This window comes from Micromonospora ureilytica, assembly GCF_015751765.1.
GTDB lineage: Bacteria > Actinomycetota > Actinomycetes > Mycobacteriales > Micromonosporaceae > Micromonospora > Micromonospora ureilytica.
In genome coordinates this window covers 3,099,868-3,115,985 of the sequence record NZ_JADOTX010000001.1, presented here as the reverse complement: position 1 = coordinate 3,115,985, position 16,118 = coordinate 3,099,868, and the positions used below count along the sequence as shown (strand labels likewise).

The 16,118-nt window shown below is 70.6% G+C and carries 16 protein-coding genes; 12 read left to right on the top strand and 4 right to left on the bottom strand.

The genetic code is table 11. The features are described from left to right. Positions 1-4 precede the first annotated feature (4 nt). Positions 5-292 carry a hypothetical protein gene (locus tag IW248_RS13915; RefSeq protein ID WP_231392589.1) on the bottom strand — a complete coding sequence of 96 codons (288 nt, stop codon included), beginning with the start codon at positions 290-292 and terminating at the stop codon, positions 5-7. A gap of 151 nt (positions 293-443) precedes the next feature. On the opposite strand from IW248_RS13915, the gene IW248_RS13910 reads away from it, so the two are divergent. The 4 genes from IW248_RS13910 (at position 444) to IW248_RS33515 (ending at position 4,140) form a co-directional block, all read left to right on the top strand. Continuing rightward, complete coding sequence (locus IW248_RS13910; protein WP_196927316.1) at positions 444-809, top strand: PadR family transcriptional regulator; 366 nt, start codon at positions 444-446, stop codon at positions 807-809. Beyond that, the gene (locus tag IW248_RS13905) at positions 806-2,182 is read left to right on the top strand and encodes a permease prefix domain 1-containing protein (protein ID WP_196927315.1); all 1,377 of its coding nucleotides are present in this window, start codon (positions 806-808) and stop codon (positions 2,180-2,182) included. The genes IW248_RS13910 and IW248_RS13905 overlap by 4 nt, the downstream gene beginning before the upstream one ends. 127 nt (positions 2,183-2,309) lie before the next feature. Next, the gene (locus tag IW248_RS13900) at positions 2,310-2,873 is read left to right on the top strand and encodes a TetR/AcrR family transcriptional regulator (RefSeq protein ID WP_196927314.1); all 564 of its coding nucleotides are present in this window, start codon (positions 2,310-2,312) and stop codon (positions 2,871-2,873) included. Beyond that, entirely contained in the window at positions 2,866-4,140 is a 1,275-nt protein-coding gene (locus IW248_RS33515; protein WP_196930190.1) for an FAD-dependent oxidoreductase, read from the top strand. Before IW248_RS13900 ends, IW248_RS33515 begins: the two co-directional genes overlap by 8 nt. Here IW248_RS33515 and IW248_RS13890 read toward each other — a convergent pair. Continuing rightward, entirely contained in the window at positions 4,057-4,794 is a 738-nt protein-coding gene (locus IW248_RS13890; protein WP_196927313.1) for a GDSL-type esterase/lipase family protein, read from the bottom strand. The two genes, IW248_RS33515 and IW248_RS13890, sit on opposite strands and share 84 nt — an antisense overlap. A gap of 201 nt (positions 4,795-4,995) precedes the next feature. Here IW248_RS13890 and IW248_RS13885 point away from each other — a divergent pair, with 201 nt between their 5' ends. The 3 genes from IW248_RS13885 (at position 4,996) to IW248_RS13875 (ending at position 7,940) form a co-directional block, all read left to right on the top strand. Continuing rightward, positions 4,996-5,667 (top strand): transcriptional regulator, encoded by a 672-nt coding sequence (locus IW248_RS13885; protein WP_307787939.1) that lies wholly within the window; start codon positions 4,996-4,998, stop codon positions 5,665-5,667. Between the two features lie 84 nt (positions 5,668-5,751). Beyond that, positions 5,752-7,320, top strand: coding sequence for an MFS transporter (locus IW248_RS13880; RefSeq protein ID WP_196930188.1), 1,569 nt, complete (start codon positions 5,752-5,754; stop codon positions 7,318-7,320). An 11-nt stretch (positions 7,321-7,331) separates the two neighbouring features. Continuing rightward, a complete protein-coding gene (locus IW248_RS13875; RefSeq protein WP_124817379.1) occupies positions 7,332-7,940 on the top strand; it encodes a TetR/AcrR family transcriptional regulator in 609 nt (202 codons plus the stop codon). A 46-nt stretch (positions 7,941-7,986) separates the two neighbouring features. Here IW248_RS13875 and IW248_RS13870 read toward each other — a convergent pair whose 3' ends face one another. Together IW248_RS13870 and IW248_RS13865 are read right to left on the bottom strand one after the other, a co-directional pair. Continuing rightward, on the bottom strand, positions 7,987-9,906 hold the full coding sequence (locus tag IW248_RS13870) for a helix-turn-helix domain-containing protein (RefSeq protein WP_124817381.1): 1,920 nt from the start codon (positions 9,904-9,906) through the stop codon (positions 7,987-7,989). Between the two features lie 14 nt (positions 9,907-9,920). After that, complete coding sequence (locus tag IW248_RS13865) at positions 9,921-10,703, bottom strand: 3-hydroxybutyrate dehydrogenase (RefSeq protein ID WP_124817383.1); 783 nt, start codon at positions 10,701-10,703, stop codon at positions 9,921-9,923. Between the two features lie 567 nt (positions 10,704-11,270). On the opposite strand from IW248_RS13865, the gene ruvC reads away from it, so the two are divergent. From ruvC to secD, 5 genes are all read left to right on the top strand, one after another. Continuing rightward, positions 11,271-11,798 carry a crossover junction endodeoxyribonuclease RuvC gene (gene ruvC, locus IW248_RS13860; protein WP_124777804.1) on the top strand — a complete coding sequence of 176 codons (528 nt, stop codon included), beginning with the start codon at positions 11,271-11,273 and terminating at the stop codon, positions 11,796-11,798. After that, entirely contained in the window at positions 11,795-12,397 is a 603-nt protein-coding gene (gene ruvA / locus IW248_RS13855) for a Holliday junction branch migration protein RuvA (protein WP_196927312.1), read from the top strand. The genes ruvC and ruvA overlap by 4 nt, the downstream gene beginning before the upstream one ends. Beyond that, positions 12,394-13,461, top strand: coding sequence for a Holliday junction branch migration DNA helicase RuvB (gene ruvB, locus IW248_RS13850; protein WP_196927311.1), 1,068 nt, complete (start codon positions 12,394-12,396; stop codon positions 13,459-13,461). The genes ruvA and ruvB overlap by 4 nt, the downstream gene beginning before the upstream one ends. Before the next feature lie 121 nt (positions 13,462-13,582). After that, positions 13,583-13,939: a preprotein translocase subunit YajC gene (gene yajC, locus IW248_RS13845; RefSeq protein ID WP_124823024.1), complete on the top strand. Its 357-nt coding sequence runs from the start codon at positions 13,583-13,585 to the stop codon at positions 13,937-13,939. A 276-nt stretch (positions 13,940-14,215) separates the two neighbouring features. Continuing rightward, entirely contained in the window at positions 14,216-16,117 is a 1,902-nt protein-coding gene (secD, locus tag IW248_RS13840; protein WP_196927310.1) for a protein translocase subunit SecD, read from the top strand. Position 16,118 lies beyond the last annotated feature (1 nt).

Below are 16,118 nucleotides of genomic sequence, written 5' to 3'. Positions count from 1 at the left end.
CTGGTCAGAAGGGCGGGGCGTCCTCGCCCATCAGCGCCAGTACGACGCCGCCCTTGCCGCTCTTGAGGCCCTGGACGACGACCTTGCCGGTGCTGCCGTCGGGCAGCTCCAGGGTGAAGGTCTTTCCGACCGCGTTCTTGGGGCCGTTGCCGGCGCTGTTGGCGGGCCGGAAGTCGCCCGCCCACGGGGGAGTCCCACCCCTGCGGGCTGGCTCGGCGAAGAGGGCGGCGGTGCCGGGGGTCCTGGTGCCGTCCGAGGAAAGGAGCACTGAGGCGCTGCGAAAGGTAGCCATATGCGCCAAGGCTAACCCGGACCGCGGCCGTTTGCGGCACCACAGCAGCCCGTAACGGCGATTTGGTCGACCTCTCGTCCGGGCGTTGCGCCCGGAGCTATGCCTAGCAGTACTATGCATCGTACTTCTAGGTTTAGGGGCAGGAGGTTTCGTGAAGGTCACCAAGGATCTGGTCGCCGCCTCGGCGACACCGATGGTGCTCGGCATCCTGGCCGAGGGCGAGAGCTACGGCTACGCCATCCTGCGGCGGATCAACGAGTTGTCCGGGGGTGAGCTGGAGTGGACCGAAGGACTGCTGTACCCGTTGCTGCACCGGCTCGAGCGGCTCGGCCATCTGGAGTCGAGCTGGCAGTCGGTCGCCGGCGAGCGGAAGCGCAAGTACTACCGCGTCACCGACCGGGGCCTGGCTGAGCTGGCCGAGCAGCGCCGGCAGTGGGACACCGTCGTGGGTGCGCTCAGGGAACTCTGGCACGACCGCACGCCACTGGCGGTCAACGGGTTGGGGGGCCTCGCATGACGGCGCACGACGGGCCAGCGGAGTTGGAAGCGCAGTTCGCGCAGTGGCGCCAGTACGTGCTGCGCCGCAGGGAGCTGCAGGCGGTGGACGCCGACGAGTTGGAAGACCACCTTCGCGGCTCCGTGGACGAACTCGTCGCGGCTGGCCTGAGCCCGGACGAGGCGTTCCTGGTCGCGGTGAAACGGATGGGCAGCCTCGACGAACTCTCCCGCGAGTTCGCGCGGGAGCACTCGGATCGGCTGTGGAAGCAGTTGGTGCTGACCGGCGACTCCGACAGCCCGGTCGCCGGCACGCGCTCCCGGCGGACCCTGTGGGTCATGCTCGGCTGCGCGGCGGGTGCTGTGGCGTCCGTCAAGGTGCCGGCGCTGTTCGGGCTGAGCTTCGCCGACGACGGCTCGTTCTACGCGCGCAACGCCACACTGTTCGCGCTGCCCTGGCTGGCGGCGTTCCTGGCCTGGCGCCGGGGAGCCCAACGGTCGGTGATAGCCGTACTGGTGGCGCTCTTCGTTCTCGGCGCCGTGGCGGCCAACGCCTACCCCCTGGCGGACGACTCACAGTCCGTGGTCGTCACAGGCGTCCACCTTCCCATCGCCCTGTGGCTCGTGGTCGGTCTGGCCTATGTCGCCGACGACTGGCGCTCGTCCCGTCGACGCATGGACTTCATCCGGTTCACCGGCGAGTGGTTCATCTATCTGGTGTTGATGGCCCTCGGCGGCGGCGTGCTCTCCGCGTTCCTGTTCAACACCTTCGCGGCCATCGGAATCGTCCCGGAGGAGTTCATCTCGCAGTGGCTGCTGCCCTGTGGCGCCGCGGCGGCGGTCGTCGTGGCCGGGTGGCTCGTCGAGGCGAAGCAGAGTGTCGTCGAGAACATCGCGCCGGTCCTCACCCGGCTGTTCACCCCGCTCTTCACGGCAGCCCTGCTCGCCTTCCTCGTCGCTGTCGTCTGGACCAGCCACGGCATCGACGTCGAGCGCGAGGCGCTGCTCCTCTTCGACCTCCTGCTGGTCGTGGTGCTGGGGCTGCTGCTCTACTCACTCTCGGCCCGCGATCCGCTGGCCCCGCCCGGCCCGTTCGACAAGCTCCAACTCGCGCTGGTGGTCAGTGCGTTGGCCATCGACGTGCTGGTGTTGGTGGAGATCACCGGGCGCATCACCGACGACTACGGCAGTACGCCCAACCGGGCGGCCGCACTCGGCGAGAACGTGATCCTCCTGGTCAACCTCGCGTGGTCGGCGTGGCTCCTGCTGACCTTCGTCCGCCGGCGCACGCCCTTCGCGGCGCTCGAACGGTGGCAGACCGGCTACCTGCCGGTGTACGCCGCGTGGGCCTGGATCGTGGTCCTCGTCTTCCCGCCACTGTTCAGCTTCGCCTAGTCGGCGCGCTCGACGGAGGACGGCCCGTCCGACCCGGGCCGGGAGGTACCTACCAACCATGTGGTTGACACCTGGCCACACAGATGCTGAACTATCAACCAACCGCTTGGTTGAGGAATGGCTGGGGATGACTGAACAGCTCGACCGCCGGCAGGCCCTGGTGCACGCGGCCTTCTCGGCGATCGCCGAGAGCGGCTTCGAAGGGTTCCGGCTGCGACCGATCGCTGCCGCGGCAGGCATTGACCACTCCACCCTGCACCACTATTTCCGGACCAAGGCCGATCTGATCGCCGCGGTGCTCGAGCACGTGACCAGCCAATTCGAGGCGACAATGCACAACGATCTGGAACCCGCCGCCCGGTTGCGGCAACACCTCAGCGAGATCGCCAGAGCCGTCGCGGAACGACCCGAGTTGTTCGTCGTGCTCGATGAGCTCGATCTTCGCGCTCGACGTGAGGAGTCCACCGGGGTGGATATCGAGCGCGACGAACAGGGTTGGCGCGACGCGCTGGCGGCGATCTTCACCGAAGGCATCGAGCACCACGTCTGGTCGGTGAACCTCGACGTCGCTGCCAGCGTCGAACTGGTGATCGCCACCGTCAAGGGCATTCGCCTGCGTCCGGAAAAGGCCGAGTCGGTTGTCAACCAACTGTGCGACCTCTTCTCACCAGAAAGGCTCACGCATGACTGACGTACTCATCGTCGGCGGTGGCATCGGCGGCCTCGCGCTCGCCCAGGGTCTGCGCAAACACGGCATCAACGTCGCCGTGTACGAGCGTGACCGGCGCCGCGACGACCGGGTGGACCGCTATCGGCTCGCGATCAACCCGGCGGGCAGCCGGTCGCTGCGTGCCTGCCTGCCCGACCGGCACTGGCAGGCGTTCACGGACAGCGTGGGCCGCCCCGGCGGCGGTTTCGGCTTCCTGGGCACGGACCTGCGCACGCTGGTCCTCGTCGAGGACGCGCTCATGTATCCCGACGATCCCGACCCCGCGGAACGGGCCTACCCGGTCGACCGTCAGACGCTGCGCGGCGTTCTCCTCGACGGACTCGACGACGTCGTCCACTACGGCAAGACATTCCAACGCTACGAATTCACCGCCGACGGTCGCCCCACCGCGCACTTCGCCGACGGAACGTCCGCCACCTGCGACGTCCTGGTCGGCGCCGACGGGATCAACTCCCGGGTACGCGCGCAGTACCTGCCGACCGCCACCCAGCGGGATACCGGTGCGGTGGGCGTTGGGCTCAAGTTGCCGCTGAACGACGGCACCCGAGCCTGGTTACCAGCCCGGCTGGGGAAAGGCATGAACCTCGTCCTGACCGGTGCGCCGCACTTCCTGTTCACCTCCGTGTTCGAACGCCAGAAGCCGGTGGGGGACGACTATCTGCTGTGCGCGTTCGTCGCCCGCAACGAACTGTTCCCCTCGCGTCCGGAGCGCCTCGACGGCGCACAGTTGAAGGCGTACGTCGCCGGGCTGATCACGGACTGGCACCCCGCGCTGCGCCGACTGATCGACGAGTGTCCACCAGACGACGTGAGTGTGTTTCCGTTCCAGGCGTCCGACCGTCCCGCGCCCTGGGCGCCCGCACGGGTCACCGTGCTCGGCGACGCCGTGCACGGTATGCCACCGGCCGGCGGTAACGGCGCCAACACCGCACTGCGCGACGCCGCTTTGCTCACCCGCCAGTTGTCCCTGGCCGGCACCTGTCACCTGCCGCTGCTGGACGCGATCGGCGAATATGAGACCGAGATGCGCGAGTACGGTTTCGAGGCCGTCGAACTGGCCATGCGGACCCTTCAACAGGGCATGATGAGCAACCCGGTGAACGTGGGCTTGACTCGTGGCTGGTTCAGCCTCTGCGGCATGGTGTCACCGCTGCGCCGGATGACCTTCGGCCCGAGCTGGGCCAAGATCAGTGCTCCCCGCCGGTGGGAGCGGGCCGCCGCCATCTGACGAGCTCAGGTCGGCTGGCATGCCGGCCAGCCACCGCAGGAGAACCGGCTCTACCAGGGCGGCGAGGCTGGCATAACCAGCCGCGAACGGATGATAGGCATCACCCGCAGCGATCTCCTGGCTCCAGACCGGGTCTGCTGATAGCTCCGTGACATCGACGAACGGCACGCTTCGGGTGGTGCACACCTGCGCCATCGCGGCGGCGAGATCGGCTGCCCGTTTGCTTGCCTGCCGGTCCAACACCGGCGGCGGCCCCACAACAAGCGTGTGCCACAGGGCGGCGTGGGCGTCATCGAGCATCGCGGCAAGCATCGCGAGTGATCGGTCCGGCGGGACACGAACCTGGCCGAGCTGCATGTCCACGTCGTTGGTCCCCAACGCGAACACGACCCCGAAAGCCTGCCCGTCCTTGAGGCGGACGCGGGCTTCAGGAAGCCAACGTTGGGCCACGTCCAGGGACGTGTCCCGGCGAACCCCCATGTTGTAGACGGTCAGATCATGGCCTTGCGCACGGGCGGCAGCGGCCACGCGCCCCACCCAGCCGACACCGGACGGATCGCCAACCCCCGCCGTGAACGAGTCACCGAAGAAGCACACCCGCAGGTCGCGCCGCGATCCCGTCGCGCCGGGCTCCTCCGTTGGCGGCAGCCTCACCCCGCTCATCCGACTGTCGGGCGGCATGTGGCCACCGGGAGGGTCCGACTTCCCCCGAGTGGTGAACAGTCGAGACAGGCGCACGGGCAGGTGGAGAACACGCCCCGAGCATATCTATGCGTAAATCCCGCGCCGGCGCATCCACCGCGCCCCGTTTCAGCGAACCCCCGGACAGGGATTGTCTATCCGGGGGTACGTGTGGTGCTGACCGAGCCGATGCCGGCGGAGACCGTGGAGATCGCGCACAAGCAGGTCTCGCTGGCTGCCGAGGACCTGGACGGCAACGCCGTCGCCACGCTGATGCTGGAGTTGGCCGAGGCGTGGGGCGTGCCGGCGCTCTGGGAGCAGGTCTGTCGTCCGCTGCTGGCCCGGCTGTCGGGGCGTACCGCTGCCGAGGTCGTCATCGAGCACGCCCTCTGCGAGGGCGTCCGGGTCGGGTTGGACGTGTACCGCCGGGAGCCGGGCCGGTCACTGCCCACCGGCGGGGTGCTGCTGGCCGGCGCCGAGAAGGAGGCGCACTGCCTTGGTCTGCACGCCCTTGCCGCCGCGCTGCGCGAGGAGGGCAGGGGTTGTCTGAATCTCGGCCCCGCGCTGCCCTGGTCCGCCCTCACGAGCGCGGTGTACCGGGGGCGCCCGCGCGCCGTCGTGCTCTGGTCGCAGACGCCGCTCACCGGCCGCGCGTATCGCCTGGTGCGCTTCGCCCGGGAGTTCCCGCTCCTTCGGGTGTACGGCGCGGGGCCGGGCTGGATCGAGCCGCTGGGTAGGCCGGCGATCCGACTCGGCGCGCTGACGGACGCCGTCGCCGCCTGTGTGGCGGTCACGACGAAGCGTGACGTCCACCACATACGATACGGATCGGTCCCGTATCGTTAATACCCGTCGTAGGCTGATCCGCGTTACGAGTCTGACCCGTATCGTATTTCGTCGCGGGTGATCATCGTGGGGGGAAAGCCAGGCATGGAGCTGCACAACAACACGGGACACCCGAGGAGGTGGGCGATCCTGGGGGTGCTGGTGATCAGCCTCCTCGTGGTCGTCCTCGACAACACGATCCTCAACGTCGCCCTGCGCACCCTGGCCGACCCGGTGCACGGCCTCGGCGCCAGCCAGGGCGAGCTGGAGTGGTCCATCAACTCCTACACGCTCGTCTTCGCCGGGCTGCTGTTCACCTTCGGGGTGCTCGGCGACCGCGCCGGCCGCAAGCGCTTCCTGATGATCGGTCTGCTGCTGTTCGGCCTGGCGTCGCTGCTCTCCGCGTACGCCCAGAGCCCCGGACAGCTCATCGCGGCCCGCGCCCTGATGGGGGTCGGCGGCGCGGCCATCATGCCGGTGACGCTCTCGATCATCTCCAACGTCTTCGACCCGCGCGAGCGTGGTCGGGCCATCGGTGTCTGGGCCGGCGCGGTCGGTCTCGCCGTGGCGATCGGCCCGATCCTCGGCGGCGCGCTGCTGGAGCACTTCTGGTGGGGCTCGGTCTTCCTGATCAACGTGCCGGTGGTCATCGCCGGCGTGGTTCTGGTGGCACTGCTGGTCCCCGAGTCGCGTGACCCGCGGCCGAGCCGGATCGACGTGCTCGGCGTCCTGCTCTCCGTGGTCGGCCTGGTCGCCCTCTCCTACGGCATCATCGACGGCGGCGAGCACGGCTTCGGCCGCCCGCTGGCGTGGGGCTCGATCCTGGTCGGCCTCGCGGTGCTGGGCTGGTTCGTGCAGCACGAGCGGAGCAGCGACCACCCGTCGCTGGACGTCCGACTGTTCAAGGTGCCCCGGTTCGCCGCGCCGGTCGCCATCGTCGGCCTGGTGTTCTTCGCCGCGATGGGCTCGATGTTCTTCGGCTCGTTCTACCTGCAACTCGTGCGCGACTACAGCCCGCTGCAGACCGGTCTGCTCTTCCTGCCCTTCGCCGGCGCCCAGCTGATCTTCGCGCCGCGCAGCGCCGCGATGGTCCGCCGCTACGGCGGTAAGGCCGTCGCCACCGTCGGATTGGCGCTGACAGTGGTGTCCCTGGGTGCCTTCGTCTTCATCGGCGCCTCCACCCCGATCTGGATCGTGCTGCTCGTCTTCCTCATCCAGGGCGCCGGGATGGCCAACATCATGCCGCCGGCCACCGAGTCGATCATGTCGGCGCTGCCCCGGGAGAAGGCCGGGGTGGGCTCCGCGGTCAGCAACACCATCCGCCAGGTGGCCGGAGCGCTCGGTGTGGCCGTCCTCGGCTCGGTGCTCTCCGCGGTCTACCGCAGCGACATCGGTGACGCGCTGACCGGCCTGCCCACGCAGGCCCAGGACGCGGCCAACGAGTCGATCTCCGGGGCGTACGCAGCGGCGGGCCAGCTCGGCCCGGCGGCACCGGGGCTGATCTCGGCGGCCAACGACGCCTTCGTCACCGCCATGCACTGGGCGGCCGGGCTCTCCGCGGTCATCGCCGCGCTCGGGATCATCGTGGTGCTGCGCTGGATGCCGGGCAAGGAGGACACGAGCGTCGCTCCGGCGGCTCCGGTCGCCGAGCCTGAACTGGCCGGCACGGCATAGGTCCGGGGACAATGGCGGACATGACGTCCACTGCCGATGCTCCGCGGTCGCCCGGGCGACCGCGGAGCATCCGCGCCGACGAGGCGATCATCGAGGCAACCCTCGACCTGCTCGCCGAGGGCAGCACCATCGAGGCGCTGTCGATCGAGGCGATCGCCACCCGCGCAGGGGTGGGTAAGGCCACCATCTACCGCCGCTGGGCCGGCAAGGACGCGTTGCTGCTGGACGCGTTGCGACGACTCAAAGGCGTCATGGCGCAGCCGGCGGGCCACTCCGTCCGCGACGACCTGGTGCTGCTGGTCGGTGCGATCGGCAAGAACGTCGACCCGCGAGCGGCCAAGATCATGCCCTGCCTGGCGCCCGCCGTGAACCGCAGCGCGGACCAGTTCCAGCTCTACCAGAACATCATCTCGCCCCGGCGTCAGCTGATGCGCGAGGTGCTGCGCCGCGGCATCGACGAGGGGGTGCTCCGCGCCGACATCGACGTCGAGGTGACGATGGCGCTGCTCACCGGGCCGATGCTGATCCAGCGTGTGCTGCAGTGGAATCCGGACCTGGACGAGCAGACCCTGCCCGAACGGGTCGTCGACGCCGTGTTGGACGGCATCCAGGCCCGCTGACGTCGAGCGCCCGGTCGGCGGCGTTCGTGCCGCCGGCCGGCCTCGCTCAGGCGGCTGGTGCGCGCAGCCGGTGCAGACGCAGTGCGAGCTGCACCTCCAACGCCCGCTCGGGCCGCTGCCAGTCGACGCCGAGCAACTGCCCGACCCGCTCCAACCGCTGGGTCACCGTGTTGACGTGCACGTGCAGTTGCTCGGCGGCCCGGGCCAGGCTGCCACCCACCCCGAAGTACGCCTCCAGCGTCTTCACCAGAGCCGTGCCCCGCCGGGCGTCGTAGTCGAGCACCGGCCCGACGGTGGCGCTCAGGAACTCGGTCACGTCCTTCTCACCCCGGTCACCGACCGTCCCCAGCAACAACCCGACGAAGCCCAACTCCGCAGTGCTCGCGCCCTGCCCGGCACGGCCCAGCGCGCCCAACGCCGTCAGGCACCGGTCCGCCTCCTGGAACGTCCCGGCCAACGCCGCCGGCGTGTTCGACGGGCCACTCGCCCCGGCGGTCACCGGTCGGCCGGTCACCCGGGACAGGTCCCGGGCCACCGCGCGTGCGCTGCCGCCAGCGTCCAACCCCGGCAGCATCAGCACCACCCGGCCATCGCGCGCCGCGGCCAGACCGCCGCGCGCCGAGGCGTACGTGGTGGCCCAGGAGAGCACCCGCTGCCGAGCCGAGCCGGTCGCGGCGATCGCGTCGTCGCCCACCGCCACCAGCACGTGCGGCGCGTCCAGGTCCACGCCGAGTCGACGGGCCCGGCTGCGCAGCGCGTCGGTGTCGCGCAACGGGCGGGCGATCAGGTCGTCCAACAACTCGCCACGCACCCGCCCCTCCGCCTCCGCGACCGTCCGGCGGAACAGCAGCAGCAGCGCTGTCACCAACGCCGCCCGCTCCAGGATGCGCTGGTCGGCGTCGACCAACTCGTCGTCCGGGCGCAACACCAGGGCGCCCAGGTTCTCCGCGCCGGCCACCACTGCCGCGTACCAGAACGGACCCCGGCGTACGCTGCGCCCTTCGGTCCGGGACGCGGCCACCGCCTCGACGATGTCCGCGCGGTCCGGCTCCTCGATCTCACCCACCCGGGCCAGCAGGCGACCCTCGGCGTCCAGCGCCAGCAGCGCACCGCCCAGCACCTCGGTCACCGCCGCCGCCACGTCCTCCACACCGCCGCCGCGCAGCACCAGCGCGGTCATCCGGTCGTGTGCCGCCGCGGCCCGCTCCACCGAGCTGCTGTGCGCCCGGATGGTGGTGTTCGCCGCCGACAACTCCGCCAACGCCGAACGGGTCTCGGTCAGCAGGCGAGCGGTGTCGATCGCCACCGCGGCGTGCGCGGCCAGCGACACCAGCAGCGCCACCTCCTCCCGGACGAACGGCCGGGCCGAACGGTTCGCCGCGTAGAGCACCCCGATCGAGGTGGAGCCGAGCCGCAGCGGCACCCCGAGGATCGCCACCAGCCCCTCCTCGCCCACCCCGGCGTCGATCTCGCCGGTGTGGTGGAAACGCGCGTCCTCGCCGTAGTTGGCGGTGACGTACGGGGCGCCGGACTGGGCCACCAGACCACCGAGACCGGCGCCCATCGGCAGGCGCAGCCGCTGGAAACGGGCCGAGACCGAGCCGTCGGTCACCCGCATGTAGGTGTCGCCGCGTTCGTCGTCGTTGAGCGTCATGTACGCCACGTCCGCGCCGAGCAGGTGACGGGCCCGGTGCGCGATCGCCCGCAACACGTCGTCCAGGTCGCGCAGCCCGGCCAGGTCACTGACCGTGTCGTACAGGCCGGACAACTCGCTCTCCCGGCGGCGCCGACGCTCCAGCAGCGCGCGGACCCGCAACGCCACCGACTTGGCCTGCTCCAGCTCGGCCAGCCGGTCCGCCGGCAGCCCGGCGGCCCGCGCCGCCACCAGCGGTCCCTCGAACTCGACCGCCGCGGCCTCTCGGGCGAGCAGCTCCAGGAACTCCACCGGCGATGACATGGTCGACATTGTGCTCAGCCCCACTAGTTGGCCGTCCAGCCCCCGTCGAGGGCGATCGACGCGCCGGTGATGAACGCCGCCGGCGGCGAGCAGAGGTACGCCAACAGCTCGGCCACCTCCTCCGGCTCGATCAACCGCTTGATCGCGGCCCGGGCCAACATGATCTTCTCGATCACCTCGGCCTCGTCGATGCCGTGACTGGCCGCCTGGTCGGCGATCTGGCTCTCCACCAGGGCGGTACGCACGTACGCCGGGTTGATGCAGTTGGCGGTCACCCCGTGCGCGGCGCCCTCCAACGCGACCACCTTCGACAGCCCCTCCAGAGCGTGCTTGGCCGAGACGTAGGCCGCCTTGTACGGCGAGGCGCGCAACCCGTGCACCGAGGAGATGTTGACGATCCGCCCCCAGCCCCGGGCGTACATGTGCGGCAGCGCCCGGCGGATCAGCAGGAACGGCGCCTCCACCATCACCCGCTGGATGTACTCGAAGCGCTCGACGGGGAAGTCCTGCAACGGCGCGACGTGCTGGAGCCCCGCGTTGTTCACCACGATGTCCACGTCCACGTCGAGTGAGTCCACCGCCGCGGCGTCGGACAGGTCGACGCCCTCGGCCCGGCCGCCGGCCTCGGCGGCCACCGCCTTGGCGGCCTCCAGGTTGCGGTCCACCACGAGCACCTTGGCACCGGCCGCGCCCAGCCGCAGGGCACACGCCCGCCCGATGCCGCCGCCGCCCCCGGTGACCAGGGCGGTCCGACCGGAGAGGTCGACCTGTACGACGTGGGGGACCACCACGGGTTCTGCCGTCATGGCGCAAGAAGTTACGAGCTGTGTGCTCCCCGGCACATGGGCCAGCGACACATACTCCGTACCAAAGCTGTGTGGCCCCACCCGCCCCCGCCGCCCGCTCCCACCCCATCCCGCCGCCTGCCGCGCTCGCCGCCCCTCCCGTGCCGCGCCGTGCCGTGCCGCGCGCGCCGCCCGCGTCCGCCCCGCCGCCAGTTCCTTTCCGGTCCCGCCGTGGCTCGCGGCCGTCAAGATCGCGCAGTATCCAGGTTGTAGTGGCATCCAGGCGCCTCGTGCCCACTACAACCGGGTTCGAGCGTGACCTTGACGGCTGCGCGTGCCCCGGACCTCGCTCCCGCGCTCTCAGCAACCGAGTTCGTCCTCAAGATCCGCGCAACATCAGGGATGCTGCTGTCTCATCCGCGCCGGAGGCAGCAACATCCGGGAAGTTGCTCGGATCTTGGTGCGGGGGCCCGGGGCGCGGGGCCGGGGCGGGGGGTGGAGCGCGGAGGGCGTGTCCCGTGGGGCTGGTGGGAAGCACGCCGGTTAGTGTCGAACACACGTACTGCTGACGGTCGGGGAGGGGGCGGCGTGCGCGTGCTCGGTGTCGATCCGGGGTTGACCCGGTGTGGGGTGGGCGTCGTCGAGGGTGTGCCCGGCCGGCCCTGCACACTTGTCGCCTACTACGTGGTCTACACCGACCCGGCCGACGACCTGGCGCTGCGCCTGTTGCACCTGGACCGGTCGCTGACCGAGCTGGTCGCCAAGCACGAACCGGAGAGCGTCGCCGTCGAGCGGGTGTTCAGCCAGCACAACGTCCGCACCGTGATGGGCACCGCGCAGGCCAGTGGAATCGCCGTGCTGGCCGGGGCGCGGGCCGGGTTGCCGGTGCAGACGTACACGCCGAGCGAGGTGAAGGCGGCGGTCACCGGTTCCGGTCAGGCCGACAAGGCGCAGATGACCGCCATGGTGACCCGGCTGTTGCGGCTGGCCGAGCCGCCGAAGCCGGCGGACGCCGCCGACGCGCTGGCCCTGGCCATCTGTCACGTGTGGCGCGGCGGGACCCGTTCCAAGCTGGCCGCCGCGGCCGACCGGGCACGACGAGGAGGAACGCGATGATCGCCAGCGTGCGCGGCACGGTGACCGCGACGGGTCCGGACCAGGCCGTGATCGAGGTCGGCGGGGTGGGGCTCGCCGTGCACTGCGCCCCGGGGACCCTCGCGGAGCTGCGGGTCGGCCAGGTCGCCCGGCTCGCCACCAGCTTGATCGTGCGGGAAGACTCGCTGACCCTCTACGGCTTCGCCGACGACGACGCCAAGTCGCTGTTCGAGCTGCTCCAGACCGCCAGCGGGGTTGGCCCGCGGATGGCCCAGGCGGTGCTGGCGGTGCACACCCCCGACGCGGTACGCAAGGCGATCGCCAACGCCGACACGGCCGCCCTGACCCGCGTACCCGGGATCGGCAAGAAGGGTGCGGAACGCCTGGTGCTGGAGCTGCGTGACCGGATCGGCCCGGTGCCGATCGGCGCCGACGGCGTGGGCGGGGTGACCGCTGGCGCCTGGCCCGACCAGGTCCGGCAGGCGCTCGTCGGCCTGGGCTGGTCCGCCGGTCAGGCCGATCAGGCGGTGGCCGCCGTCGCGGAGACCATCGACGGCCCGACGCCGCCGGTGCCGGTCCTGCTCAAGCAGGCCATCCGCCTGCTGGGCCGCACCCGATGAGCGAGACCGAGGGGCTCGTGTCGGCGTACGTCAGCGACGCCGACCTGGACGCGGAGGCCACGGTGCGGCCGAAGCGGCTGGCCGAGTTCATCGCCCAGGACCGCGTGCGCGACCAGCTCGACCTGTTGTTGCAGGGGGCCATGCGGCGGGGGTCGCCACCGGATCACATCCTGCTCTCCGGCCCACCCGGGTTGGGTAAGACGAGCCTTGCCAACATCGTCGCCGCCGAGCTGGGCGCGGGCATCCGGGTGACGAGCGGTCCGGCGATCGAGCGTTCTGGTGATCTGGCGGCGATCCTGACCAGCCTGGCCGAGGGCGACGTGCTCTTCATCGACGAGATCCATCGGATCGCGCGGCCGGCCGAGGAGTTGCTGTACAGCGCGATGGAGGACTTCCGGGTCGACGTCGTGGTGGGCAAGGGCCCGGGGGCGACGGCGATTCCGCTGGACGTCGAGCCGTTCACCCTGGTCGGCGCGACGACCCGCTCGGGCCTGTTGACCGGGCCGATGCGGGACCGGTTCGGCTTCGTCGCGCACCTCGACTTCTACGCTCCGGCGGATCTGGAGACGCTGCTGCACCGTTCGGCGCGGATCCTGGGTGTGCCGATCACCCCCGAGGGTGCGACCGAGATCGCCGGTCGGTCCCGGGGCACTCCCCGGATCGCCAACCGGCTGCTGCGCCGGGTCCGCGACTACGCCGAGGTTCGGGCGGACGGGGTGGTCGATCTCGACACCGCCCGTGCGGCCCTGATCGTGTACGACGTGGACGCGCTCGGCCTGGACCGGCTGGACCGTGCGGTGTTGACCGCGTTGGTCGACTCGTTCCGGGGCGGCCCGGTCGGGTTGTCCACCCTCGCCGTGGCGGTGGGGGAGCAGCCGGACACGGTGGAGGAGGTGTGCGAGCCGTTCCTGGTGCGGGCCGGCCTGTTGGCCCGTACGCCCAGGGGTCGGGTGGCGACCGAGGGCGCCTGGCGCCATCTGGGGCGCACACCGCCGAATGGTACATTTGGTATGGATAGTCCACCTGTGCCCGACTTGTTCTCCTTGGATGTCGATCAGCCGTGATGTGAACGTGATCTGTGCCGCATTCGGCGTTCTCAGGTGCAGGGTTTAGACTTCGCCGCGGTCTGTACAGGACGTGAGAATCCGCCTCCGCTCCGGCACCCTCGTGCCGGGCAGGTGGCCAATGGGAAGGTCAGTAACCGTGCATTACGCAGCAGCGGGTGGCGGGGCCGGCGGTATCACGCCGATCCTGATGATCGCCCTGCTCTTCGGTGTCATGTACTTCATGATGATCCGGCCCCAGCAGAAGCGCCGCAAAGAGGCGGAGTCGATGCAGTCCAACCTCGGGCCCGGCGATGAGGTCGTGACCATCGGTGGGCTCTACGGCACGGTCACCGGCATCGAGGACGACACCGTCCTGATCGAGGTCGCACCGGGCGTGCAGACCCGCTACGCCCGCCCGGCCATCGCGCGGGTGGTCACCCGCGCGGAGCTGCCGAGCGAGCCGGTCACCGAGGACGCGGACACCGTCAAGGAGTGATCCTCCCCCGGGAGCGGCGAGTCCGGCGTACGGCCGGTCGGCCGACTTCCGGGTCGTCGCGCCCGAACGGGGCAGCGGGCGAGACGTGAAAACTGGATAGTTGGGTCGACGCCGGGCGTCGGCACGTTCCCGTGACCGTCGGCGTTCCGCGCCGGGGTGCCCGGTCCTCGTGTCGGCATTCCGTCGGCTCAAGGCAGACCCCGTCGGGCGGGACCCCCGGCCCGACACCGCCGCCGCTGCGACAGCGGCGCGACCGTACAGGGAGACAGGACAGCCGTGGCACCACCTCAGGGACAGATGCGCCCCGGGCGGCAGCTCGCCGTGCTCGGGTTCATCTTCGTGGTCCTCTATCTTTTGGTGTTCTTCGCTGGCGCCAGCGGCAGTTGGAAGGACCGGCTCGAGCCCAAGCTCGGCCTGGACCTCATCGGCGGCACGCGGGTGACACTGGAGGCGACCAACAGCGTCGACGGCAAGCCCCCGACGGCGGAGAACCTCGAGGAGGCCCGCGAGATCATCGAGAGCCGGGTCAACGCGTTCGGCGTGGCCGAGGCCGAGGTGGTCACCGAGGGCAACCGCAACATCGTCATCTCCCTGCCCGGTGAGAACCGGGATCTCACCGACGTGGGCAGCGCGGCCGAGCTGCGCTTCCGCAAGGTGCTCAAGGCCGCCTCCGGCAGTGGCGTGGCCGAGGCGCCGCCCGCCGCCACGCCGGTCCCGTCCGGCAGCGCCGCCCCGACCGGCAGCGCGACGCCGACCCCGACGGGCAGCGCCTCGCCGAAGGTGACCTCGTCGCCCAGCGGCGGTCAGGGCGGAATGGCCCCGGCGTCGCCCAGCGCCACGCCTACCCCCTCCGCGTCCGCCACGGCCTCGCCGAGCGCCGCCGCGCCCAGCGCCAGCGCCGAGCCGGTGCCGGCCAGCATCGAGGAGCAGCGCAAGGCCGTCGAGCAGAAGATCGGCGCAGCCGCGTGGCAGGCCGCCAACGGGCTGCAGGCCCCGGCCGACCTGACCGCCGACCCGTCGCTGGCCGAGAAGCTCAAGCCGTTCGGCACGCTGTCTCCGCAGGAGATCGCGGTGCTCCCGGCGCAGATGCAGTTCAACGTGCCGACGATCGGCTGTACGCAGCTCGACCAGCGCCCCCCGGCGTCGATCTCCGACGCCAACCAGCAGGTGGTGTCCTGCGAGGACGGCGCGTCGAAGTACCTGCTCGACAAGGCCAAGGTGCTGGGCACCGACGTGTCCGACGCCGACGCGGTGCTCGACCAGACCAACGCCTGGGTGGTCAGCCTGGACTTCACCGGCGACGGCCAGGGCAAGTGGACCTCGCTGACTCGTGAGGCGTTCAACAACGAGGGCCAGGCCTGCGACGCGACCGCGCTGGGTCAGGACGGCAAGTGCCGGGTGGCCGTCGTCCTGGACAACGAGATCGTCTCCTCCCCGGAGATCCAGGGCGTGCTGACCGGCAACTCCCAGATCACCGGCACCTTCACCCAGAAGGACGCCAGCACCCTCGCCGGCCAGCTCCGCTACGGCGCGCTGCCGGTGACCTTCGAGCAGCAGGAGGCGCAGAACGTCACTGCCACGCTGGGTGCCAGCCACCTGCGCGCCGGTCTGCTCGCCGCGGGCATCGGCATGCTGCTGGTCATCGTCTACGCGTTCTTCTACTACCGGCTGCTCGGCTCGGTGATCTTCCTGAGCCTCATCCTCTCCGCGCTGCTGGTCTTCGGCGCGCTCGTGGTGCTCGGCCGGCAGATCGGCTTCACGCTCACCCTCGCCGGCATCGCCGGAATGATCGTCTCGCTCGGTGTGGCGGCGGACTCGTTCGTCATCTACTTCGAACGACTGAAAGACGAGATCCGGGAGGGGCGCAGTCCGCGTAGCGCGGTGCCCCGCGCCTGGATCCGGGCCCGTCGGACGATCATCTCGGCCAACGCGATCACCCTGCTCTCCGCAGTGGTGCTCTACGTGGTCTCGGTCGGCACGGTCAAGGGCTTCGCGTTCGCGCTCGGCCTGGCCACCGTGCTCGACCTGGTGGTGGTCTTCCTCTTCCGGCACCCGATCATGACGATGTTCGCCCGGACCCGGGCGTTCCTGTCCCCGCGGGTCAGCGGTCTGGGCCGGGCACTGCCGGCCCGCAACCAGCCGACTCAGCCCCGCAACCCGCGCGCCAAGGAGGCCTGAG

Bases quoted from the DNA above. Each gene is read 5' to 3' on its own strand.
- IW248_RS13915 (WP_231392589.1), bottom strand. From the start codon at position 292: ATGGCTACCTTTCGCAGCGCCTCAGTGCTCCTTTCCTCGGACGGCACC.
- IW248_RS13905 (WP_196927315.1), top strand. From the start codon at position 806: ATGACGGCGCACGACGGGCCAGCGGAGTTGGAAGCGCAGTTCGCGCAG.
- IW248_RS13900 (WP_196927314.1), top strand. From the start codon at position 2,310: ATGACTGAACAGCTCGACCGCCGGCAGGCCCTGGTGCACGCGGCCTTC.
- IW248_RS33515 (WP_196930190.1), top strand. From the start codon at position 2,866: ATGACTGACGTACTCATCGTCGGCGGTGGCATCGGCGGCCTCGCGCTC.
- IW248_RS13880 (WP_196930188.1), top strand. From the start codon at position 5,752: ATGGAGCTGCACAACAACACGGGACACCCGAGGAGGTGGGCGATCCTG.
- IW248_RS13875 (WP_124817379.1), top strand. From the start codon at position 7,332: ATGGCGGACATGACGTCCACTGCCGATGCTCCGCGGTCGCCCGGGCGA.
- IW248_RS13870 (WP_124817381.1), bottom strand. From the start codon at position 9,906: ATGTCGACCATGTCATCGCCGGTGGAGTTCCTGGAGCTGCTCGCCCGA.
- IW248_RS13865 (WP_124817383.1), bottom strand. From the start codon at position 10,703: ATGACGGCAGAACCCGTGGTGGTCCCCCACGTCGTACAGGTCGACCTC.
- ruvA (WP_196927312.1), top strand. From the start codon at position 11,795: ATGATCGCCAGCGTGCGCGGCACGGTGACCGCGACGGGTCCGGACCAG.
- ruvB (WP_196927311.1), top strand. From the start codon at position 12,394: ATGAGCGAGACCGAGGGGCTCGTGTCGGCGTACGTCAGCGACGCCGAC.
- yajC (WP_124823024.1), top strand. From the start codon at position 13,583: ATGGGAAGGTCAGTAACCGTGCATTACGCAGCAGCGGGTGGCGGGGCC.